We start from the raw sequence: 21,880 nt of genomic DNA on the forward strand, positions 1-21,880 counted from the left end.
TTATATTCAGTTTTACAATTACAAACGTAGGCATTCTACGCTTAATTATATGACGCCACATCAGAAATATAATGAATTAAAAAATGCCGCTTAGAATCTCTACAGAATTTGTTGACCATTACAGTTGACAGCCCGTGATGTGATCGGACATTACCAGCTTGATGCGGAGGAGAATTCGATTTGTGCGCTTCTTCAGGGACTGGCCGACAGAGTGGAGGAGAATGGACAAGCGGCATGGGGAATTGGTCACAAATTTCAGGCCAGTAAATTTAATGGAGTTGAGATTTCTATTTCAGCAGTTAAAGCGGCTCAAATAGATGAAGCATCACTAAAGACACAATTACTCGATGCGATGGTTCACTCTGGATGGAGTCAGCAAGCTGGAGGAGGAAAGAACCCTCACTCTGCAGCTCATAATAGCTGGCAGTGGCCTCAGTTTGCAGCTGAAAATTCAGCAACAGGAATTGCTGAGGTTGTGAACTCCGCCTTATCCCAGCAAGCCCAATCCCTTTCTACGGTTTCTTCCTCCATTAAAAAGAATTTGGATGATTATTTCTCCCAACTCCAACCGTTTTTCGAAGACGTGAATGATTCTATCGTCAACAGCATCACTGCCAACAATAAGCGCAGTGAGCTACTGTGGTGGAAACAATCGCTGTATTCTGGTTCTCTGAATGCTAGTTATCGTAGCCTTGATCGATTGAACGCGGCCGTTTGTATGGCGCATGACCTTGCCGAACAAGTAGATCCAATCTACCCAGAAAGCCTGGATTACTTGCTGCGAGAAACGCTGAAAGACGTGCATGGGGATAGGGCATCCGAAGAGCGTCCACTGATAGAGTGGTTAAAGGATAGCCTTAGCCTGCATGGTAACATTCAATCAGCATTGAAAGCATATTCAGAACAAGGAGAGCAGCGCAAATCCCTGCTTAGCGCATGGGGCAATACATTGCATTTGAGCGAACCCACCAGTTTTTTCATAGAAACGGGCATAGACAAAAAAGCCACACTGACGGCATCCGATCTGGCGGTGTGGTTATTTCATGGGTTACAAGCGCAAAAACTGGCAACCGATAAATAAGGCGAAACATGGCAAAGGAAAGATGTACTAAAGAAGGCTGCTATGCACCGAAGGATTTTTGTCTTGAACTCGCGGGCCCTCTGCACGAACAATGTCAGTTTTTCGCAGAGTCAGGAGCCACAGAACCATCGGCCACAACTTCAAAAAAATTGGCTGCGTCCATTCCTTGGACCGGAGAATGGTTGCGGCCGGAACAGCTCGAAATTCTGACACATCGAGGGACGCCCAGGATCATCGGTTTGGTAGGGTCGTCTGGTGCAGGTAAAACCACTTACCTTGCCATGTTGTATTCGCTACTATTCAACGGCAGACGCATCGAAAACTGGGATTTGCCGGAAGCTATACGCTGAACGGATGGGAACTGCAGACCAAAACATTGCAAGTCCAGGACGATGGTACGGTTCGAAACCCAGATGCCACGCCTTCCGATAATGATTTTTACAGTCTCTACCATCTAGCTTTGCGCCATGACGGTTTTTTACAGGACATCTTGTTTGCTGACTCATCAGGCGAAGTATTTTCCAAATGGGCGAATAATGTGAACGATCCTGCAGCTGAAAATGCGCGCTGGATTTATGACAACGCCCATGCATTTCTGTTTTTTGTTGATTGCGAGGCAATTATTGGGCAAAGAGGCAGGGCGAGACGTGACATTGTTCAAGTAGCCGAACAGGTCAAAAGCAGCCTTCGAGGTAGACCGGTAGTGATCTTATGGTCGAAAGCCGACCTGGCTAAGAATATGCGCGAAAACATTGTGGATGCCATCAAACGAAATCTTTCTGAAATCTTTCCCGGAGCCATCTCACTGGAGATCAGCAATTATTCGAAATCTGACTCCGACCAGTTATGTCACATTAATAATATAAGTGTGGCAGAAACGGTACTCAACTTACTGGCTAACCCGAAACGACTGCGTATCGCACCTGCTGCATCTATTCAAGCAGATGATTTCTTCCTTTTATACCGAGGCAGCTATGGTAGCAAATAACGAAATATTGATCATTGGACCGCCTAAAACGGGAAAAACTACCTTTCTAGCCCAATTGTATGGCCGCCTATTAGATAAAAAAGGAAAGCTGCAATTAGCTTCCGCACCTGGAAATATCGATGGGATCAAAAGCGCCTACGATCGACTTACTGACGGGGAAGAAACGGAACCAACACCTTCTACAGATAACCTGGAGGTCAAAATACCGGTCATTCACGAAGGGCTGGAATTAGTGTTGCATTGCAAAGATTATGGCGGGGAGCAGGTACGCGACCTCATAGCATTGATGGAATATGACAAAACGTGGATCGAACGGGCGAAAACGAACGACCGTTGGATTCTTTTCATTCGCCCCTCAGAAATTGAACAGCGCTTCGACTTAAGTAAGAAGGGGTATGCTGAAAAAGATCAGAAAGAATCGAATGCCTCAATTTCCGGCACTTCCGAGCAATCCCAATTTATCGAGCTAGTGCAAGTCCTGATGCACGCGCGCGGCACGGGAATGAAAGATCTTATTGATACCCCTAGGTTACTCATTGCATTAACCTGCTGGGATGAGTTGAAGACCGATTCGACACCGGAGGAAATCTTGCAGCAGAAGATGCCGTTGTTCACACAGTTCATTGCAGCCAGTTGGTTGCCGGGGTCCTTCAAAATCATTGGAGTATCAGCACAGGAATTCCCTTTAAAAACCAATGAGGATCGCGACAAATACCTGGACGAGATGCCTCAAAATTTCGGCTACCTGGTATTGGACGATAATCCTAAGGAAAAGGATCTGACCCGACTCATCGAAGAAGCTCTGACTCTATGACCATTATCCAGCAGGCCATATATGGAGAAGTGCAGGGGAAAACTTCAGGGCACGAACTGCTAGCCGCTTCCGATGAAAAAAATGAACTATTCAGACGAGTGAGCGGCCATACCGATCTGGCCGACCGACCTGAAGGGGGAGTTTTATCCAGCTCTGTGATGCGTGGTTTATTTGCTGAAGATCACTTTCTGCTTATTAAGACATTTCCCGATAAAAGTCCTGGATTGCGTTCTGGACGCGTTTTTTCGCATGCTTTATTTATACCAAAAGCAGACTTACATCGAGTACACAACCTCAGCAACCTATTTCAATATCTCCTGCCTGATATTCAAAAAGAAGCGAAAATGCATTCGATAGACTACCGCTCGCATGGAGCCATAACGATAACAGGGGCAGTGGATGGAAGGGAAGCAGCAGCTACTAATGCCTTGATAGAAAAGCAGCCATTTGTTTGGTTGGGGGAGGAAGGCTACTGGGACTGGCTAGCCCGAATCTGGCCTAGGTTACCGGCCAAAGAGAAATGCACCTTAAAAATCGGAGCGGCATTCGGCCCCTCCTATGTAAAAAAAGAAAACCTCAACCTACTCTACATTCCCAAAGGTGCTAAAACTCTGTGGGTAAGGCATTCCTTTCGTGTCGTCGATACGGAAGAATCGCAGAACCTTGAGTCCTTAACCGCAAATTGGTTGGTAGGAGTTGCTAAAAAGTCAGCTTCCCTCGAGGTCTTGATCGATGATTTTGGTCCGATAATTGATTCCATAGAAACGCTAAAGCAGCTTGAGGATTATGGTAAAGCCTACCATCAGATTAACAATACCTCTGAGCTTAACCATTTATTGGTGTTGGCTAATTTTGTTTCGAGAATTAGTCCCAGTGAAAAAGTTGGAATCAAGGGGAAAAGCAGGCTGATGAATGCCATACTTCAAGCTATTCCCAATGCCCCAATTAATATCTTAATCGCGCTCATATACCAAACTTGGAAAGGATTTCCGAAAGCAGTTACATCTTTGTCGGATTCTCTGCGTGACTGGCTCACCAATAATCTTATTAACGGAAAACAAGCAAAAGAGTGTGGTGCTGTGCTGGAAAAAGCATTGGAGGCTGAAACGAAAAACTGGTGGAGCAGCACGGTTTTGAGTTATTTGAATAAACGGCTTAAAAACTGGCAATCTCGCGACGCCTCCATTTTGTGGCAATGGATGGAAAAGGAACCTATGTTGATTATCCGACACCATTCCTGGTTGCCGGATGATATTGAAAATGAGCTAACCGAAAAAATTCCACTACTGGAAAAAACAGTAGCGGAATCGGTTCTGCAAATGTCCGAACAGAAGAATTGGCTTGTGCTACACGCGCAAGTGGCAGTACAGCTTTATTCTGCTGAAAAAGCCATCGAAGCTCAGTTGCGTATCGATACTGATGAAAATCATACTCGAGCGCTCCAAACTCTTTCCGGAAGCATCAGGAGCAACTCATTTGTATCCGTTGCAGCCGGTCACTCTGATGCCCGCTTGCACCACATCGCAGGAAAGTTAATTGTCGAAGACAGCGAGTTAATGAAAGGTGTCGACATTACCAGTGAAGGTTGGCAGCAATGCTGGAAAGCAGCCATAGAGCAAGGAAATGAAGTTTGGCAAGGTATTTCCAACCCACCGCACATTCTAGTTGAAATTCTTGATCATCTTCTGGCAGGAAATTCGTTTAACAGAACACTGTTAAACTCAATAAGCACAGGCAAGTATAACAACCTGAAAGATTACCGACAGCGCGCATCTATCTGGGATGTATTGCCCGAGCATGCACGTAACGAGTTCGTTAATGCAACGCTTGTCGCGCTAATGGTTGATAATGCTAGCGGTAAATTTAACTATAACGTCCTCGAACCTGAGTTAAAAAAGGAACTGCAATCGCAAAAAGTGCAACAATATATTTTCAGCAGCAAAGCAATCCCCCTCACCAAAAAACTACAGTTGTTCGGTGTGTTGTCGAGTTTGGGAGAATATCACGCACGGCAGTTAATACAGGATAATCAATTTTCACCAGCAGAAGCTAAAGAATTTGGTCGGATTGTTGCAACTACAGGCCACTGGAAAACGGTAGTTGATGAGCTTTACAATAAACGCTCTCATAGAAACGATCTACTACCAGCTTTATTACAATGCAGCCACTTACTTGGGTTTTGGCAACGCATGGCACTTGCTTCCAGTGGGTTAAAGCCAGATGCAATCAGCTCAGAAGAATGGATGGATGAATTTTTCGAAATTGCTATTCAGCTGTTCCCAAGTGGACCAGACCAAAATGGATTGTGGGTAAGTGCAGGCGGTGACCAGTCACAACTTATAACAGCCGGTACAGGCCGAGACAAGTGGAGTCATGCAGTGCAAATCATGCGAAATAATGGAAATCCAACACGTAAAAAACTGTTAAGTAAAATGCGTGATATATATTCTTTAAACGAAATTCTTAAAAATCTACAAGGGACTTTATGAACAAACCTATTCTGATTCTTACTGCTTTGGAAGTGGAGCGCCTGGCTATCGAGCAGCATTTAAATAACATCGAGACAGTACTACACCCCTCAACCTGTACCGATTATACCAAAGGCGATTACAACTGCAACGGTAGAGTCCTTGAAGTGATAGTCGCCCGTACTGATCAAACCAATGTGAATGCTGCTATAGAAACAGAGCGTGCCATAGCTCATTTCGAACCGGAGTATGTCTTTTTTGCAGGTGTGGCAGGTGGTCTGAAAGATGTAGAAGTTGGTGACATTATTATTGGTCGGGACGTTTACGGTTTTGAGCGAGGAAAGGCCGAAGAAAACAATTTTAAACCTCGTCCACAATTTGGTGCTTCTTCATATGCTCTGGAACGGTTGGCCAGTCTGTACGCAAAAAGTATCGCATGGAATCAAAAAATTAAAGAACTACTAAACTCGGATTTTGCTCCCGTCATCCGCACTTACACCGGAACCATTGCTTCTGGTGAAAAGGTAGATGCTTCCATCGATTCAGATCTTCATCAATTCCTTAAACAAAACGCTAGCCATGCCCTCGGCATCGAAATGGAAGGCCTCGGCTTTCTGGAAGTCTGTCGTATGCGTCCGCTTGTTAAAACCTTGCTGCTTCGCGGCATCTCCGACCTAGTAGACGGCAAAAATCATATGGATAGCAAAGGCTCCCAGCCCTACGCCTCAGCAAATGTAGCTGCCTTTATGTTCGGTCTGCTTGAACAACTGGATTTTTCAGATACCACAACTAAACCAAACCGAGAGCAAAAGCTGGTTGAAATTATGTGTAAACTTTATCCAGGCGGATTGAAAGATAATCAAATATGGATTGCAGCAGGTGGTGATTTGTCTTTAATTAATCTAGGCCAAACTGGCAAAGGTCAATGGGTCGAAGCTATTCGAGCTTTGAAGTTTGGCGGTGGAGGAAGTGTGAGTTTAGATAGTTTAATTAAAACTGTTGCAGAAGAGTATGGAAGTAATGAAGATGTTAAAGAGATTATGTAGATTGGACGGAATCAGTCTAGTACAAAAGATTAGGGACTTTAGGGATCATTCCAAAAATATGGGATGCTTACTCAATTTGAGCATCTAGGTGACTTTTCGGAGTATTTGCGATCATTGCAGATCGGGGGCCTACAAAAGAGGACGCGCTTGAATTCGTGGGGGGTAAAAAGTGATCAAAACGGTGTTCTGAAAATGTTTTTGAATCGGGTAGCTGGAGGCACACCACCCATCATGCGCTTTTTATTAATAGGAAGTGCAATGGGCGGTTCATCTCCCGTAATGAATATTGATCCAAATATCTCTCAATGACGCTAAACCTTGTGACGCTAGATAGTCATTGCCTATCGCAATGTTAATTCCTTTTGTTTTTGAGCTTCTACAAGGACCTTCGCTTCCAAGCGCTTTGGTACTGGTGATACCACATGCAATGGCGAGTCGTTCGCTAACACCCAATTTCATTAAACTGCGTACTTTAGTGCGTGCTATTTTTTATAAAGAGCGCCACTGCCGCCAGTAGCACATTCTTATCCTACGGCGGATCCAGTGATCTAAATCCACCGTTAGCTAATTAAAATGAAGGTCAAAATAGACAGTCCAATGGCGCGACGACAGGTTTTTCTTGAAGGAATGGCAAACAACGTGGTTTTATAGAGCCGCTTTACTGAGGTGAAAAGCGAAATTTTACGGTCAACAAAGGCATGAAAAAACTGATCTTACGGGTTCAAACGAAAGTAAACTCCCAATACAACTGTATTGCTTAGTTCATAATATAGAAAAGCTGCAAACAGGCTTCATTAAAACCACTTAAGCCGTAATATAGCCAGTAAACCAACTGGAATACCCGCCAAAACGCCCCTTAAAGCAACAGCAAATCCTCTTTTTATATTTTCACGTGAAAGTCAGTTGTCGATTGAATCAAAATAGGAACTCAGCTATGGTTGAAGCATCAATAAAAATAAATTAAAAACGAGTTATTCTACAGGCTCGTTATATTTCACGGAGGATTTAGGTTGTCATTTCCAACTTTAGAGACAAATCGCTTAAGGTTAGATCAATTATCAAAAGAAGATTCAAATAGTTTATTTGAGTTGTTCTCGGACATTTCAGTTGTCGAATATTATGATTTAGAGGCATTTACTGAACTGTCACAAGCAAGCCATTTAATTGAGTTTTTTAACTCTCGTTTTAAGGAAAAATCAGGTATTCGTTGGGCTATTCGCCTAAAAGAAACAAATCAACTTATCGGTACTTGCGGTTTTAATACTTGGAGTCCTAAAATGAAAAACGCTGTTCTTGGATATGATTTACTGCCTAAATATTGGGGTAAGGGTTTTACCACTGAAGCAGTTCATCGAATAGTTAAAGCAGCATTTTCAGGTGACTTATCTTGCGGAAATCTTAATCGTATACAAGGCGATACCGTTCCAGGGAACACCGCATCAGAATCATTACTTTTAAAAGTAGGGTTTAAAGAAGAAGGGGTAAGACGTCAAAGTGGGTACTGGAAAAACCAGTTTCATGATCTTAAATGCTTTGGTTTAATTAAGTCAGAGTATAGTGAAATATAACAATCCAATTATTCCGACCTCAACTCGATGCGCTTGTTTCGTCGGCATATTGGGGCGTTATACGCTGCAAATTCTAACATTGGAGTAAATCAAAATTATAAAATCAGACCGCATCGAATTAATATCATCCTCAGCTACTCATATTCGTATAGAACTTGAAACACCTCTGTTACTTGCTGAAAAATTAAATGCTACGGTTTCAAATGGTTGGCCTTCTGGTGAATACGACAGAGATGCAATGGAGTTTTTTCTTTCCTGTTTCGAAAATGGCGGTGAAGCTTCCCAAGGTTGGTATGGCTGGTATGCAATAAATATTGATCCTATTTCAGGAGAAAGATCTCTAATTGGCTCAGGTGGTTATTTCGGGCCTCCAGATAGTAATGGGATAGTTGAGATCGGTTATTCCGTTCTACCTGAGTGGCAGCGTCGTGGTTATGCTACAGAAATAGTTAATACGCTCGTTTCTCATGCATATTCTTTTGAAAAAACAAATAGTATTATTGCTCATACTTCGCCGGAAAATGACGCGTCTAAAAAAGTTTTGATTTCTAGTGGTTTTAGAGAAGTTGGAGTTAATGACGGCAATCTACGTTTCGAACATCTTAGTTAGTCGTATATCTTAATTGTACGGTGATTTTTTTGCGTATAACAAGGGCGTTATATGTATTTTAGAGATTGTGCTATATGTCGTCGATTATAAGTAAAAAACTTCAAGAAGCATTAAAAGCTCAATTCAAAGCTTTTGGATTTAAAAAGAAAGGGGCTTCTTGGGCTTGTGCTGAGGGTGAATTAGCAAAGTGGTTCAACATCCAATGTTCTCGGAACAGCGGTTGTGTTTACTTTAATGTTCGTATCTATTTTCAAGCAACAAAAGAAGTAGACTACCCAAAAGAACTAGATTGCCATTAACGCTTTCGATTTGAGCAGCTGTTAAGTTCTGATGAAGAAATTAGGCCTCATATGTACTGGAATAACGGTAAAGAGATAGCAATTAAGCTTTGTGCTTAATACATATAACAAGGGCTTTAAATTTGACTCCAAAAGCGCTCATATTTTTTGCGGAGCAAAAACTAAAGCCAGCTTTTTACGCAATTTAAGCGGGCGTTGAGGCTGTAGAATTACTCTTTTTAGGAACTAATTCTTCACATTTGACTTGATTGTTTTTTAACCTTGAATCCACTGGGTTACTGTGATCTAATAGATATTATTCACCCACGGTAAATTGTTATGGCTCTTTCATTAGGTAAGGAGTCAAGCCTGACTTATCTTGCCAAAATAAATTCATTCCGATCAATTTCGCTGAATAAATTGACCTTACGCGGTCAAACGAAAGTGAATGCTTTCACTTCATACTGCGGCAACTGTATTGCTTAGTTCATAATATAGAAAAGCTGCAAAACACGATGCATTAATAAAGGTAAGCTGCTACCTCTCCAAATAAGCCACTTAAACACCTGTCATACCTTCCAAAACGCTAATTAAAGCAACAGCAAATCCTCTTTTTATATTTTACGTAAAATCGAAGCAACCGATTGAAGCAAAATAGCAACTCGGCTATGGTTGATGCATAAATAAAAAGCGAGTTAATCTACAGGCTCGTTAGAGGTGAAAATGAGTTTCGGTACATTTTATAAAGTTGAAGACGAAGTTCGGTCTGCTTTCGAAGGAAAGGTAGCGAAAAGCGAATGGTATGATGTTTTAGGAGAAATTGAGATTCAGAATTATGAATCTTGCGATGCTGAAGAATCAATACCCGCCTGGGTTTTAGCATTAAAGAACCAAGGTGAACCATTGAGTTTGTTATTCCAAGGGGAGCTCCGTGCAGAACCTAATGAATATGATGATCCCGATGTTGTATTTGTTGGCAAAGAAATGATAGCGTCAATTGTGACAGAGCTAGAAAACAAGTCGAAGCCATATTTTCAAGAGTTGCTCAATGAAGTGAATTGTTCGTCAGATTTTTGGCTGTTTGACTCAATGTTTAATTTTTTAAAGAGCGCAGCATCTAATAACAATGCTATCGTAATTATATGGGGTGGATAGTGAAACCTAAGTTAAATTAGCTGTTCTCTATAATGAAGACCAAACAAGAGACTACAACACATTTACGAGCTCAGAATTATTCAAAAAGGAAAGCTTTTGACTCCGATTAAAATATTTAGTTTGCAGCAGCATAAAAGTAAGTACGAAGATCGCCCTTTAAAGTCTTATTTATATGTTTGCGGTGACAAAACTGAATTGCAAGTCTCCGGTTATGAAATAGAAAAACAATTTGAGCTCGCTGATTATTATCTTCTTCTACTTAACTGGGACTGCCTATTTGAAGAAGGCTGTGAAGTTGTTATTTTAAATAAGCAGATTAAGCTAGTAGCGACGTATAGTTTTACGCCATTTTACAACAGCTTTCTATTAACTGATTTTAACGAGCTATCTAACAACTGTTATGAATTAATTTTTAATCAATTCGAGCGATTTGAGTTAACAATTAACTACCCGAAAAAGCACTTATTAAGTAAAGTTATTAAGGTACGAAAATTTACATAGTCTTTCTTTGTAGGTGTATTTTGTTAGGGAAAACACCTACCAATAAAGTTAATCTATGTTTTAAGACAAGGCTACCATATTGAATAATCAATATCATCAATCGGCGATCCTCGGAAAATCCGAGGGACTTTGTGCATAAAACTTTTTTTCATTCGAACGGTTTCTAGCTTTTCAGATTCTGCAAAGGCGCTATCTTCTATCGCCTCAATATGAGTGGGAAGAGATAAATGCTGAAAATTATTATTTGAAAAACTATAGTCACGAATAAACTTTACTGTGTCTGGTAATCGTAATTCAGTTAATAAATTTTTGCAAAAACAATGACTAGCTATGGTTAATAAAGGGGCTTCGATAGTCAACTTTTCAATTTCGTTTCGACAAAAAGCACCTGCGTCTAAGCTCATAACCGTTTCAGGTATCATGAGTTCTTTAAGTTTATTTTTATAAAAAGCATCACCACCAATATGAGTTAATCCTAAGGGTAAATTAATTGTTGTTAAAAAGTTCTCGCAAAAAGCTTCTAACCCAATCTTCTGTAAAGAGTCAGGCAGGCTTACAGAGGTGAGTTCTTTTTCTGAAAAAGCTTTTGGGCCAATACTCAATATTGTTTTACCTTCTATTTCATTGGGTATGATTACATCTTTAGCTGAGCCAATATAATCAACAATAGAAAGTCCTTTGTCGTAGCTTTCGCACACAAATAAAGTATTAAGAGTCAAAATATTTCCTTAAAGTTTGAATAATATCAATAGATTTATCTAATCAATGTTAGCTTCAGTCCAACGGTCAAATCGAATAAAATAGTCAAGATTATCAGCGCTATTATCTTTTTCACTATCAATAAAATTAGGAGAAAATTGCTTACAAACCTCTCTCAATTTGCGTTCTGATTCTAAAACAAGTCTCTTTTGAAAGTATATATTAGGAATATTTTTGATTAATTGTGGTTTTTCATCAAAAACTTGAATAAGTAAGTAATTGATATTTAAGTGATTAACTTTTAGGTTTTGGAATAAACGATTTGCTTGAGATATTGTATGTATACTAGCCCATTTGAGATTTAAGTATTCAATCTGTTGGAACAACTGTAAAGTATCAATAGACTCATCATCAAAAACAAAACTTTCCAGTGAGAGTCGCTTTAGATTAGGTAAATTTTTTAAAAATTTAAAACCTGTCTCTGAACCTCTAGCTATACAGTCAAGGTTGAGATACTCCAATGCTGTCAATCCCTCAGTCATTTTATGAATGCTATCAGCGTCAATATAGTTAGAACGATAAACATTACTTGCACGACTTATGTCGAGCATTTTCAAATGGCTTAGCTGAGATAGACTTTCAAAACAAGTAAAGTTAATTGATGAAGGAGTGGATGTTTTTAAAGCACGTAAACTTTTTAACTCTCCTAAACTTTCAATACCGGCCTCTCTTACTTTAGTCGATCTAATATCGAGCTCTTCTAAAGACTTTGATTGTGAAAGCTTTTTGATGCCAGCATCGTTAAGTGAAGTATACCAAAGTATTAGTAGCTTTAAATGAGGAAGCTTGGCTAAATCTGCCATCCACGGATTAGAAAACCCCTTTAGCATTCCTAAATCAAGAAGTTCTAAATTTTCCATCTCAGCTATCGCTTTACGCTTTGTCGCGTCGAGTTTGCAATTCACTTTTAAACCAACAAGCTTTCTGTCTCGAATATAAAGTCCTAATGGGGAAGGCGATTCTTTAGATACAAATTCTTGTAATCCCCAAAACTCATAATCAGTGAAATTATCAGGGGGTAAATAGTAAGTATCCATAAAGTCGGTATATTTCATTTTATTCCTTTAAGTTAGGTAAGCCTATGTGCTGTAATTTATGAGCTAATAAGCTGTATCGTTCCGAGTTCATCGAAGGCTAAATCGTTTTAGTCTGGCTATTTTAACCTTGGGCAAGAACCAGAGCAAGGTTACGAACTTTTATTGACTTAAATTTTTAATTGATGTTTTTTGATAATTACAGCCATAGTATTGTGCTGTTAAATAAAGTAACATATTGAAATATATATGGTATTGATTGTCTAAATTTTTATACTTCAGTAATTCAGTGCTTATGTCTTTGTGTTTACAGTTTAATATGACGTCATTTGTCTAATGAGATCGTGATGATAAAGAATAAACTTGAAGGGTTAATGTTATCGATAATCGATGACACTCGTATCGAGGATTTTTGTTTTACTGATAATTTCGTCATAGCAACTATCGGTATCAAAGATGGTCCAATCTGTGCTCCAGTTTTAGATTATGAAATTACAGGCGATGAATCACTTATTATTGATAAAGACAGTTTTAATATTGAGTGGAAGCAAGTAGTATTTGAAGGCAACACTATCTCTGTAATTAGAAATAACAAGCCCGCACTATATCGCGTAGCACCAGATAAAAAGCAATAGTTTTTGTATTGTTCAATTAAAATTTGAATACTTAATTACATCTTTTTTAAATATGCAAACACTGTACTGGTGTATGAGGCGTTAACCAAAATGGAAAAATTTCTAGTAAGACCTGGATATAAAACAGAAGAGCTTTTAGTTGAATTTTTGGGAGACCATAGAGAGCCTCAGTTTCCTGATATACAAGAAATTCTTGTAAAAGGATTAAAAGCTGAACCTGATCAACTTAAGTCTTTTGATCCAACTCAATACTCTTCTTTTGATATTGCTACAATGGCCGTAGCTGCAGATGAGTTTCTGACCTTCTGGAAGTACTCAAATGGAGAATATGAATTAGATGACGATATATGGGCTTTTTTCATTCATGCCCCTAAAAACAATCGACAAGTAATATCAGATATCGAAGGTGTTTTATTGGCTAGCGGTAAGTTTATTAAAGAAGAGGTTGATTTTAGCCAATACAAATAATACGCCTTTCATTTACTAGTTAGCGTATGTTCAGTCATTAATTTTGTTGGTGTATTATCGTTCGCGCACCCCAAACATTAAACTATTTATCATCGGCATTTTAGGCCGTTGATCAATAGATTACAGGTCAATTTTTCAGTTAGATTTATGGATAATAAGAATATGAAAAATATTATTAAATACTTTTTCACTTTAAGCATTTTACTATGCTCTACTTCGACTTTCTCAAAAGAAAACGATATTCAATTTAAATGGAAATTAACGCAAATCATTGCTTCAGATACAAATACCATAGAAATTAAAGATGGTAACTTTGTTAAAATTGATGATGCGGGGATCCTTGAGATGATGAAAGAGTATGGGAACAGGTATCATCCTTATCACAGAGAAGGGAACATATTACATGTAACCTCAGCTGGAGAGACAACTAAATGGGAAGTATTACTTGTAGATAAACATAATCTTCATCTTGATACACCAATTGGAACCTATATTTTAAAACGTTAAATCTTATATTTATAAATAGCTTAGCTATTTTTCTTTTCACGCGCTAATTGATTAGGTAATAACTGCTCTACAATTTCCCTTGCTGGCAATGTGTAACGCACGCCATCGAACATTACAGATGTAAATTCATCAATACTTGTTATACCTGTTAATGTCCATCCTTCACCGCGCTCAGGGCAATAAACAGTGGTTGTTGGTTGTATTACTTTAAATTCGTCATTCATAATTAGCTCAGTTATTAACTTGTATGGCGGGTATCTTAAGGGAATAATAGCGGGCTTTAAAGCCGTAATTTAATTTTATTTATGAACAATGAGTTTGCACTAAGTCGAATCACATTAAAGCCAATTAAGCATAGGGACTGTAGTGCGTTGTGGGCTATTTTGTCTGAGCCGTTAGTTGCTCAGTTTAATGACTATGCAGTGCCACTTGCACGTGATGACGTAAAACAACTGATCCAAGATGATATTACTGGCATGTATGAAGGAAATACGCTGCGCTTTGGAATGTACTTACTAAATACGTCGACCTTGATTGGCTGCATTGGTTTATATGATATTGAAGAAGATACTGCTTGGTTAGGTTTTGAGTTGTCACCAAATCATTGGGGGAATGGGTTTATGTCTGAAGCATTAGCATTTATGCTAACAAATATAACAGCCGTTGTTGCGCAGTTAGGCAATGAGTTGAGCATTACTAATTTACAGGCGAAAGTGGCGACAGAAAATAGCCAAAGCCAGCAACTACTTCGCCGTTTTAAATTCACTCATGTAGCGAGTGAACAATGGTTGTATCAACTGTAAATCACACTTTGTTACATAACGGTAGTTTAATTAAAAATACAGAAAGGGTATTGTTTTTAAAACAATCTTTACCTGAAAGCTATGCTGCTATTAAAAAAACTAAATCGCACTGCAATCATAATTCTATTGAGTACAGCCGGCTTCATTGCATGCGCTATTGTCATTTATAAATATAACGCGCATTACACGTCAAATTTTAAAGACATCACTATTTATTCTCAGGTATTGGATGAAAGTAGGAAAGTGTTTATTCGTTTACCTAACAATTTTGAGCCAAATAAGCGCTACTCCTTGATCATTAGAACCGATGGTAACTTTAATCTTACGCAGTGGGATTCAGTGATGGCTGAGTTACCAGCGCAGCAAGATACAATTTTAGTGTCTATTCCTAATCAATTTTGGACCTTTACCAGAAATCGTGATTTAGTGCCGCCGTATGCACGCCAAGATGTGAATACCCAAGCTCGTCCTGCAAGTGAAAATTCACCAGAATTATTTGGTCAAGCAGATCAATTTTTGGCTTTTATTGAAGGTGAGTTATTACCGTATTTAGAATCACATTATAAGCTAGATAATAATCGTGTTTTGTCGGGCTATTCAGCAGGAGGGAGTTTTGTTTTATACACTATGAGTACAAAGCCTTGGCTGTTTAACGGTTATTTTGCATTTAGTCCGGCTGCTTGGTACGACGATATGACCGTTGTAAAAGAGTTTGATCGATTCTTATCGCAACGATGCCTCAATACAGACGATAACATACCGCTGTCGCTCTATATAACAGTAGGAGGCGCCGAGCATCCTTTAATGTTAAGTGCCTTTGCTGGTCTTAATAATAGCCTTAACATATATGCTAATGATATTATTTGGAATAGCAGAATTAATGAAGGTTTAGAGCACAGGGAAAACCCGGTGCATAGTGTTAAGCAGGCACTCGATTTCTATAATTCATCAATAAACTAATATGCTTAACTAAATAATAAGACAGTAATAAACCACAAAAGAACACATCATACTATATTTGTTAATTAAGATAACTCTGCATAAAAAGTTATTTTCAACTAAAAGCTATCAAGAAGAATCATGAGCTTGATAAATCAAAGTTAGTAATTCGATTAAACGTATCACAAGAGTTATGTTTATTTGGCTATGGAGGGATCTTCATTGATACAACGATTTACTAATAGGGCAGTTACAGAGTTCTTAAAGTAATCAGGTTCAGGTCAAATAAAAATGCACTTAACCACATAGAAAAGCGCTATTACTTTAAGTTAAGCTTTTAACTTAAACAAAGGGTAAGTTAAAAGCTTAAATTTAATGCCCAAAGTGAAACACAGAGTGAAACACAGAGTGAAATAAGTTGTCGCTAAAGAATAGATATTTTGCTGGTGAGTTGACGTAGCATTTTTTCAGGTTCTGGCGCAGGTTCATTTAACCCTGAAATAATGGTCATAAAATAACAATCTAACATCACACTTGCTTTTATATCGTCAAACTCTTGCTGTTTATCGAACAGCCGTTTTTTAAACTCACTCATTTGCTGTTCAAAAAAAGCTGCTTGCCAAATCATATCGCTTATCAATATTTTACTAAATTCAATGTTATTACAATAAAATTCAAACAACGGTAGGGCATAGTGACGTAACTTAAGCCTTGGTGCATGTTGGCGATCAGTTAAACTAGCCTGATGAATGATCGTATCTATTTGTTGCTGCATTCCTGCTTTTAGTAAGTCGATTTTATTTTCGAAATGACTAAACACAGTACCAACGGCCACATTAGCCGCTTTTGCAATTTCTCGTGTAGATGTATGAGCATAACCTTGCTCTAAGAATAACAGCCAAGCCGAGGTAAGAATTTTATTATAGGTTTGCGTTTTTTTATTCATTGTATATCAATTAATTATATTTAACTTGTGATAGTAAAGATGAAGTTACTTGAAAAAGTGACTGCGCTCAATTATATTTGTGAGCGCAGTCATTTAAACAAGGAACTTATATGAACTTTATCAAACAAGTTATTGGTTACGGACTATTTATCCCATTTATTATTTTTTATTCTTACATGCTAGGACCATTACTTAAAGCAATTTTATTACCGGGGGGAATTTTAATGTTATGGATAATTTTAGGACCTAAGGAAGGTTATTTGGCTTTGACAAAAGCGTTTGCAACTAAAGGTAAAGCAAAAAAAATGTGATCGCAGCGGGTGCTAAATATTAGCAAAGCAGGCTGATTAAATAATCAGCCTGTCAGTGTTCTAGTTATAATGTGTAATGAAAACCAAATGCAATGCCATCATCTTCTGATAGACCCATTTGATATTCTTGTTCTTTATCGGCACTTGAAAAATCACTAAAGTCTTTACGTGCTTCAATGTAAAAAATCGTATCTTCGTCGAATAGATAGTGAAAGCCAAGTACTGTAAATTGACGTTTAAAGTTGTCATTAGGATCGGCGTTAAAATTTGGTTGGATCACGTAATCTGTTCCAGCATCATAGACGTTATATGCAATGAAGGTACGAATGTCATTATCAAACTTATAAGATAATAAAGACTCTACCCCAATCGCGTCTTTGATAAGACGGCCTAAGTTATCGGTATCATGATTTTCATTTTTGTTGATATTTGCGGCAAAATAAAGGCCATCATTGTTGAAGTTACCCCAAGTAACGCCTGCGCCATAAATAAAATCATTAACAGACTGAATTCGTCCTGCGGCGTAATTTACGGTCAGTTCTCCGCGGTTAAACCCAGCAGAAAGTTTTAAGTCGTCGCTTACTGAATAGGTAACGGCTGCCCCATAGGTTGAATTAAATTCTACTTGTTGAGCAAGATCACTGCCATTTTCCCACAAAGTCTGACAAGCAGCTTCAGAAATGGCTTCGATATCGCAAGTATAAAAATCATTATTTTTAAATTGCACTTGTGTTGCAATACTAAAATCACCGAACGTATTACGATACTGCAATAACTTGTCACCGCGCCCGGTACCATTAATTGCACCATCGTCTTTGTTGTAGGTGTAAACACCGGCTGCATTACCATCCCAAACTAGGCTATAGTTAGTACTATAAACTACGTCGTACCAAGCACCCCATTGTTTACCAATTGTCACTTGTCCGTATTTTTCATGTGCTATACCTACATAACCAAGTCGGTTATATAAAAATTTATCTTGAATAGATTCAAAGCGGTTGTTATAGATAATATCGCTACTACCAACAGGGTTTACACCCCATTCTAATAAGGCTAAAGCTGACCACTGATCTTTTAGTTTGCGACTAAAATCAAAGCTAATCCGTGATGCACCATTAACTATTTCAGTTTGCCCTTGTGTGTGGATTATTCTGGCGTCAATAAAACCACCGATGGTTAAATTGTTTTTTCCGTCATCATAAACCTCAACAGCGTTTACGCTCGGTGCTATCAACGCGCTTGCGATGATGACCCCAATTAATTTTCTATTCATTTAATATTGCCTTGTGTGCTATTTATCATTGTCCTTTGGTCGCGCAGACTAACAAAGCTAAATTAATGGCTAAAGTGAAAAAATATCATCAAAAAATGATAGAGGAAATTTGAATTGTTAATTTATGTTCTTTTTGTGTGCAGCTACACAATACTAGCATAATAAATTGACCTAAATTAGCTTATTTCGATGGACAGCAGCTATAGCCCACGAAGCTAATAATTCATGGAAAAATAAGCCTATTTGGTTTACACTCCAGCCAATTTTATTTCTTTGATTTTCCCCGTTGGAGGGTAGCGCTATCATCAGTACAGCTAACATCACCATGCAATTTGGTGCTAAACCGTTATTTGAGAATATTTCAGCTAAATTTGGCGAAGGTAACCGTTATGGTTTAATTGGCGCAAATGGCTGTGGTAAATCAACATTTATGAAAATCTTAAGTGGGGAATTGGAACCGTCAGCTGGTAATGTAAGTACTGATCCAAATGAACGTGTTGCTAAACTAAACCAAGACCAGTTCGCTTACGAAGAATATTCAGTTATTGATACTGTGATAATGGGCCACAAAGAGCTGTGGGCAATTAAACAAGAGCGTGATCGAATCTATAGCTTGCCTGAAATGAGTGAAGAGGATGGCATGAAGGTTGCCGATCTTGAAACTGAGTTTGCTGAAATGGATGGCTATTCTGCAGAATCTAAAGCCGGCGAGCTACTAATGGGCGTAGGTATTGCAACTGATCAGCATTACGGTCCGATGTCAGAGATTGCTCCTGGTTTTAAACTGCGTGTGCTTCTTGCGCAAGTGTTATTTTCAGATCCAGATATCATGCTACTCGATGAGCCAACTAATAACTTGGATATTTATACTATCAAGTGGCTCGAAGATGTACTGAATCAACGTGATTGCACAATGATCATCATTTCCCATGACCGTCATTTCTTAAACTCTGTATGTACGCATATGGCTGATATTGACTATGGTGAATTGCGTATTTACCCGGGTAACTATGACGAATATATGTTTGCAGCAACGCAAGCTCGTGAACGCTTATTAAGTGAAAATGCCAAGAAGAAAAATCAAATTGCTGAGCTACAACAGTTTGTTTCACGCTTTTCAGCTAATGCATCTAAAGCAAAACAAGCAACATCTCGTGCCAAGCGAATTGACAAGATTCAATTAGATGAAGTTAAAGCATCGTCACGTCAAACACCGTTCATTCGTTTTGAGCAAGAAAAACAGTTATTCCGTAATGCCCTTGAATTAACAAACTTAGGCCAAGGTTTTGACGATATGCTGTTCACTGGCCTTGAAGGCTTAGTTGAAGTAGGCGAGCGTATCGCTATCATTGGTGAAAATGGGGTTGGTAAAACAACACTATTAAATACTTTAGCAGGTCGTTTGGCACCGAAGCAAGGCGAGTTTAAATGGTCTGAAAACCATAATATCGGTTATTATGCGCAAGATCATGCTGATGAATTTGCCACCGATATGAACTTATTTCAGTGGATGGAGCAATGGCAGCAAGAAGGCGATGATGAACAAGTTGTTCGCAGTTTCTTAGGCCGTATGTTGTTCTCACAAAATGATATTAAAAAGTCTGTAAAAGTAATATCTGGTGGTGAGCAAGGCCGCATGCTATTTGGTAAGATTATGATGCATAAACCAAATATCCTATTAATGGATGAGCCAACGAACCACATGGATATGGAGTCAATAGAAGCATTAAACCTTGCGCTAGAAGCATATGAAGGTACGTTAATGTTTGTATCTCACGACCGTCAATTTGTATCCTCAGTTGCAACCCGTATTTGGGAAATCAAAGACGGCAAAATAATTGATTTCAGAGGTACTTACTCTGAATATTTAGCCAGTAAAGAAGGCTAAAGCTCAATTTACATACTGATCAAAAAGCCATGCTAGTCATGGCTTTTTTGTTACTCGATATTCGCAATTTAACAATTAATACGTGTATAATGACCGCCTTTAATGCGGACATAAGTCCGCTATAGGTATTAAAACCATTACTGAGGAGTATTTATGACTGTTGGCATTATTATGGGTTCCAAGTCAGATTGGCCAACTATGGAACATGCGGCGATCATGCTAGATAAATTTGGCATCGCTTACGAAACTAAAGTTGTATCGGCTCATCGTACTCCTCAACTACTCGCTGATTACGCAAGTTCAGCAGCAGAACGTGGTATTAAAGTAATTATTGCCGGTGCCGGTGGTGCAGCGCATTTACCAGGTATGGCCGCTGCTTTCACATCGTTACCAGTATTAGGTGTGCCGGTTAAGTCTAAAACGTTAAATGGCATTGATTCATTGCTGTCGATTTGCCAAATGCCAAAAGGTGTTGCGGTAGGTACATTAGCAATTGGTGAAGCTGGTGCTGCAAATGCAGGATTATTAGCTGCACAGATTTTAGGTTGTCAGCAACCGGAGATATTTGCCAAAGTTGAAGCGTTCCGTAAAGAACAAACCGAAACTATTTTAGCTAACCCAAATCCAGCAGAGTAATATGACTATTTTAATTTTAGGAGCCGGCCAATTAGCACGTATGATGTGTTTAGCTGGTGCGCCATTGAATTTAAATGTGGTTGCGTATGATGTTGGTAGTAAAAAAATTGTTCACCCATTAACTGGGCAAATCTATACTACAACGTTAGAGCAAGCCATTGTAGATGCTCATGCGATCACTGCTGAGTTTGAGCATATTCCTGATGATGTGCTAACGCTATGCTGTGCAAGCAAAAAGTTTTATCCGGGTAAAGCCGCGATTAAAACGGGTGGCGATCGCGCCCTAGAAAAAGCATTACTAAGTAAAACCGCGGTTAAGTGCGCACCATATCAGTTAATCACTGAAAAAGCCCATTTAGAACAAGCCGTTGCTAGCTTGGGTAAGCCATTAGTGATCAAAACCTGTCAAGCCGGTTACGATGGAAAAGGCCAGTGGCGTTTAAAATCAGATGATCAAATTGAGCAGATATGGTCACAAATGGCTGATTTTATTGCCTCCGGTACTGAATCCGCGCCACACACTATTATTGCCGAACAAATGATCCCATTTGATCGTGAAGTATCAATCATAGGTGTTCGCGATAAAAGAGGTAATACCGCTATTTACCCACTTACTGAAAACCAGCATACCAATGGTGTTTTAACCTTATCTATCGCCGGTAAAGAAAAATCTGTGATTCAACAACAAGCTGAAGATGCATTTAATAAATTGGCTAATGAGCTTGATTACGTTGGTGTATTGGCGATTGAGTTTTTCGATGTGGCAGGGCAGTTATTGGTCAATGAAATTGCTCCTCGGGTTCATAATTCTGGTCATTGGACCCAACAAGGCGCGCATTGCAGTCAATTTGAAAATCATATGCGTGCAGTCGCTGGGCTGCCATTAGGTAGCACACAATTGCAGCGTGTTACGGCAATGGTGAATGTGCTCGGACAAGCCGCGATTCCTCAGCAAGTACTAAGCATTGCTGAGGTTACGAGTCATTGGTATGGTAAAACAGCAAAGCCTGGTCGTAAAATGGGCCATATTAATGTATCTGCTGCGAACCTTCATGAGTTAGGTGAACGCTTAGCACAATTGTCGGAGTATCTTCCGGAGGAAGATTATCCCGGCGTATTAGCGGCCAGCACCGCGTTGATTTTAAATTAACTAAAAAAGCCGAGTTTATCTC

Annotated in this window: 24 protein-coding genes and 2 pseudogenes; 20 read left to right on the plus strand and 6 right to left on the minus strand. The window is 39.1% G+C overall.

The window, feature by feature from the left end; all coding sequences use genetic code 11:
• The 6 genes and pseudogenes from H5186_RS23400 to H5186_RS19705 form a co-directional block, all read left to right on the plus strand.
• Positions 1–94 (plus strand): IS3 family transposase (locus tag H5186_RS23400; RefSeq protein ID WP_404936147.1); only part of this gene is annotated, 94 nt, incomplete at its 5' end.
• Between the two features lie 30 nt (positions 95–124).
• Positions 125–1,081: a GTPase-associated system all-helical protein GASH gene (locus H5186_RS19680; protein WP_182794829.1), complete on the plus strand. Its 957-nt coding sequence runs from the start codon at positions 125–127 to the stop codon at positions 1,079–1,081.
• A 281-nt stretch (positions 1,082–1,362) separates the two neighbouring features.
• A pseudogene (locus tag H5186_RS19690) lies at positions 1,363–2,069 on the plus strand (hypothetical protein).
• Positions 2,056–2,883: a hypothetical protein gene (locus H5186_RS19695; RefSeq protein ID WP_182794832.1), complete on the plus strand. Its 828-nt coding sequence runs from the start codon at positions 2,056–2,058 to the stop codon at positions 2,881–2,883. The pseudogene H5186_RS19690 and the gene H5186_RS19695 overlap by 14 nt, the downstream one beginning before the upstream one ends.
• Positions 2,880–5,372, plus strand: coding sequence for a hypothetical protein (locus tag H5186_RS19700; RefSeq protein WP_182794833.1), 2,493 nt, complete (start codon positions 2,880–2,882; stop codon positions 5,370–5,372). The genes H5186_RS19695 and H5186_RS19700 overlap by 4 nt, the downstream gene beginning before the upstream one ends.
• Positions 5,369–6,397 carry an effector-associated domain EAD1-containing protein gene (locus H5186_RS19705; RefSeq protein ID WP_182794834.1) on the plus strand — a complete coding sequence of 343 codons (1,029 nt, stop codon included), beginning with the start codon at positions 5,369–5,371 and terminating at the stop codon, positions 6,395–6,397. The genes H5186_RS19700 and H5186_RS19705 overlap by 4 nt, the downstream gene beginning before the upstream one ends.
• A 267-nt stretch (positions 6,398–6,664) precedes the next feature.
• Here the strand turns inward: H5186_RS19705 and H5186_RS19710 are convergent.
• Positions 6,665–6,955 (minus strand): annotated as a pseudogene (locus H5186_RS19710) (hypothetical protein); the annotation flags it as partial.
• A gap of 452 nt (positions 6,956–7,407) precedes the next feature.
• Between H5186_RS19710 and H5186_RS19715 the strand changes: the two are divergent.
• The 5 genes from H5186_RS19715 to H5186_RS19735 all read left to right on the plus strand — a co-directional run bounded on the left by H5186_RS19715 (position 7,408) and on the right by H5186_RS19735 (position 10,509).
• Positions 7,408–7,965, plus strand: coding sequence for a GNAT family N-acetyltransferase (locus H5186_RS19715; protein ID WP_182794836.1), 558 nt, complete (start codon positions 7,408–7,410; stop codon positions 7,963–7,965).
• A 166-nt stretch (positions 7,966–8,131) separates the two neighbouring features.
• Entirely contained in the window at positions 8,132–8,575 is a 444-nt protein-coding gene (locus H5186_RS19720) for a GNAT family N-acetyltransferase (RefSeq protein WP_220493326.1), read from the plus strand.
• Between the two features lie 74 nt (positions 8,576–8,649).
• Positions 8,650–8,874, plus strand: a complete 225-nt coding sequence (locus tag H5186_RS19725) for a DUF4304 domain-containing protein (protein WP_182794837.1) — start codon at positions 8,650–8,652, stop codon at positions 8,872–8,874.
• Between the two features lie 702 nt (positions 8,875–9,576).
• Positions 9,577–10,008 carry a hypothetical protein gene (locus H5186_RS19730; protein WP_182794838.1) on the plus strand — a complete coding sequence of 144 codons (432 nt, stop codon included), beginning with the start codon at positions 9,577–9,579 and terminating at the stop codon, positions 10,006–10,008.
• Between the two features lie 96 nt (positions 10,009–10,104).
• The gene (locus H5186_RS19735) at positions 10,105–10,509 is read left to right on the plus strand and encodes a hypothetical protein (protein ID WP_182794839.1); all 405 of its coding nucleotides are present in this window, start codon (positions 10,105–10,107) and stop codon (positions 10,507–10,509) included.
• Positions 10,510–10,580: 71 nt separating this feature from the next.
• On the opposite strand, the gene H5186_RS19740 is transcribed toward H5186_RS19735, so the two are convergent.
• Positions 10,581–11,228 (minus strand): leucine-rich repeat domain-containing protein, encoded by a 648-nt coding sequence (locus H5186_RS19740; RefSeq protein ID WP_182794840.1) that lies wholly within the window; start codon positions 11,226–11,228, stop codon positions 10,581–10,583.
• A 39-nt stretch (positions 11,229–11,267) separates the two neighbouring features.
• On the minus strand, positions 11,268–12,323 hold the full coding sequence (locus H5186_RS19745) for a hypothetical protein (protein ID WP_182794841.1): 1,056 nt from the start codon (positions 12,321–12,323) through the stop codon (positions 11,268–11,270).
• Between the two features lie 326 nt (positions 12,324–12,649).
• Here H5186_RS19745 and H5186_RS19750 point away from each other — a divergent pair, with 326 nt between their 5' ends.
• From H5186_RS19750 to H5186_RS19760, 3 genes are all read left to right on the plus strand, one after another.
• The gene (locus tag H5186_RS19750; protein WP_182794842.1) at positions 12,650–12,937 is read left to right on the plus strand and encodes a hypothetical protein; all 288 of its coding nucleotides are present in this window, start codon (positions 12,650–12,652) and stop codon (positions 12,935–12,937) included.
• A gap of 90 nt (positions 12,938–13,027) precedes the next feature.
• Positions 13,028–13,405, plus strand: a complete 378-nt coding sequence (locus H5186_RS19755) for a hypothetical protein (protein ID WP_182794843.1) — start codon at positions 13,028–13,030, stop codon at positions 13,403–13,405.
• A 162-nt stretch (positions 13,406–13,567) separates the two neighbouring features.
• Positions 13,568–13,912: a hypothetical protein gene (locus H5186_RS19760; protein WP_182794844.1), complete on the plus strand. Its 345-nt coding sequence runs from the start codon at positions 13,568–13,570 to the stop codon at positions 13,910–13,912.
• A 20-nt stretch (positions 13,913–13,932) separates the two neighbouring features.
• On the opposite strand, the gene H5186_RS19765 is transcribed toward H5186_RS19760, so the two are convergent.
• Positions 13,933–14,136, minus strand: a complete 204-nt coding sequence (locus H5186_RS19765; RefSeq protein WP_182794845.1) for a hypothetical protein — start codon at positions 14,134–14,136, stop codon at positions 13,933–13,935.
• Between the two features lie 81 nt (positions 14,137–14,217).
• Between H5186_RS19765 and H5186_RS19770 the strand changes: the two genes are divergently transcribed.
• Together H5186_RS19770 and H5186_RS19775 are read left to right on the plus strand one after the other, a co-directional pair.
• Positions 14,218–14,715, plus strand: coding sequence for a GNAT family N-acetyltransferase (locus H5186_RS19770; RefSeq protein WP_182718859.1), 498 nt, complete (start codon positions 14,218–14,220; stop codon positions 14,713–14,715).
• An 81-nt stretch (positions 14,716–14,796) separates the two neighbouring features.
• Positions 14,797–15,675 (plus strand): alpha/beta hydrolase, encoded by an 879-nt coding sequence (locus H5186_RS19775; protein WP_182761815.1) that lies wholly within the window; start codon positions 14,797–14,799, stop codon positions 15,673–15,675.
• 403 nt (positions 15,676–16,078) lie between these two features.
• Here H5186_RS19775 and H5186_RS19780 read toward each other — a convergent pair whose 3' ends face one another.
• Positions 16,079–16,600, minus strand: coding sequence for a TetR/AcrR family transcriptional regulator (locus H5186_RS19780; protein ID WP_182794846.1), 522 nt, complete (start codon positions 16,598–16,600; stop codon positions 16,079–16,081).
• Positions 16,601–16,710: 110 nt separating this feature from the next.
• Between H5186_RS19780 and H5186_RS19785 the strand changes: the two genes are divergently transcribed.
• A complete protein-coding gene (locus H5186_RS19785; protein WP_182740530.1) occupies positions 16,711–16,911 on the plus strand; it encodes a hypothetical protein in 201 nt (66 codons plus the stop codon).
• A 64-nt stretch (positions 16,912–16,975) separates the two neighbouring features.
• On the opposite strand, the gene H5186_RS19790 is transcribed toward H5186_RS19785, so the two are convergent.
• Complete coding sequence (locus H5186_RS19790; protein WP_149981168.1) at positions 16,976–18,184, minus strand: porin; 1,209 nt, start codon at positions 18,182–18,184, stop codon at positions 16,976–16,978.
• 301 nt (positions 18,185–18,485) lie between these two features.
• On the opposite strand from H5186_RS19790, the gene H5186_RS19795 reads away from it, so the two are divergent.
• The 3 genes from H5186_RS19795 (at position 18,486) to H5186_RS19805 (ending at position 21,858) form a co-directional block, all read left to right on the plus strand.
• Positions 18,486–20,072: an ABC-F family ATPase gene (locus tag H5186_RS19795; protein WP_145233417.1), complete on the plus strand. Its 1,587-nt coding sequence runs from the start codon at positions 18,486–18,488 to the stop codon at positions 20,070–20,072.
• A 153-nt stretch (positions 20,073–20,225) separates the two neighbouring features.
• Positions 20,226–20,708 (plus strand): 5-(carboxyamino)imidazole ribonucleotide mutase, encoded by a 483-nt coding sequence (gene purE, locus H5186_RS19800; RefSeq protein WP_145233343.1) that lies wholly within the window; start codon positions 20,226–20,228, stop codon positions 20,706–20,708.
• A 1-nt stretch (position 20,709) separates the two neighbouring features.
• Positions 20,710–21,858 carry a 5-(carboxyamino)imidazole ribonucleotide synthase gene (locus tag H5186_RS19805; protein WP_182794847.1) on the plus strand — a complete coding sequence of 383 codons (1,149 nt, stop codon included), beginning with the start codon at positions 20,710–20,712 and terminating at the stop codon, positions 21,856–21,858.
• The last annotated feature ends 22 nt before the right edge of the window (positions 21,859–21,880 follow it).

The organism is Pseudoalteromonas sp. SG41-2, from assembly GCF_014164535.1.
Taxonomy (GTDB): Bacteria; Pseudomonadota; Gammaproteobacteria; order Enterobacterales; family Alteromonadaceae; genus Pseudoalteromonas; species Pseudoalteromonas rhizosphaerae.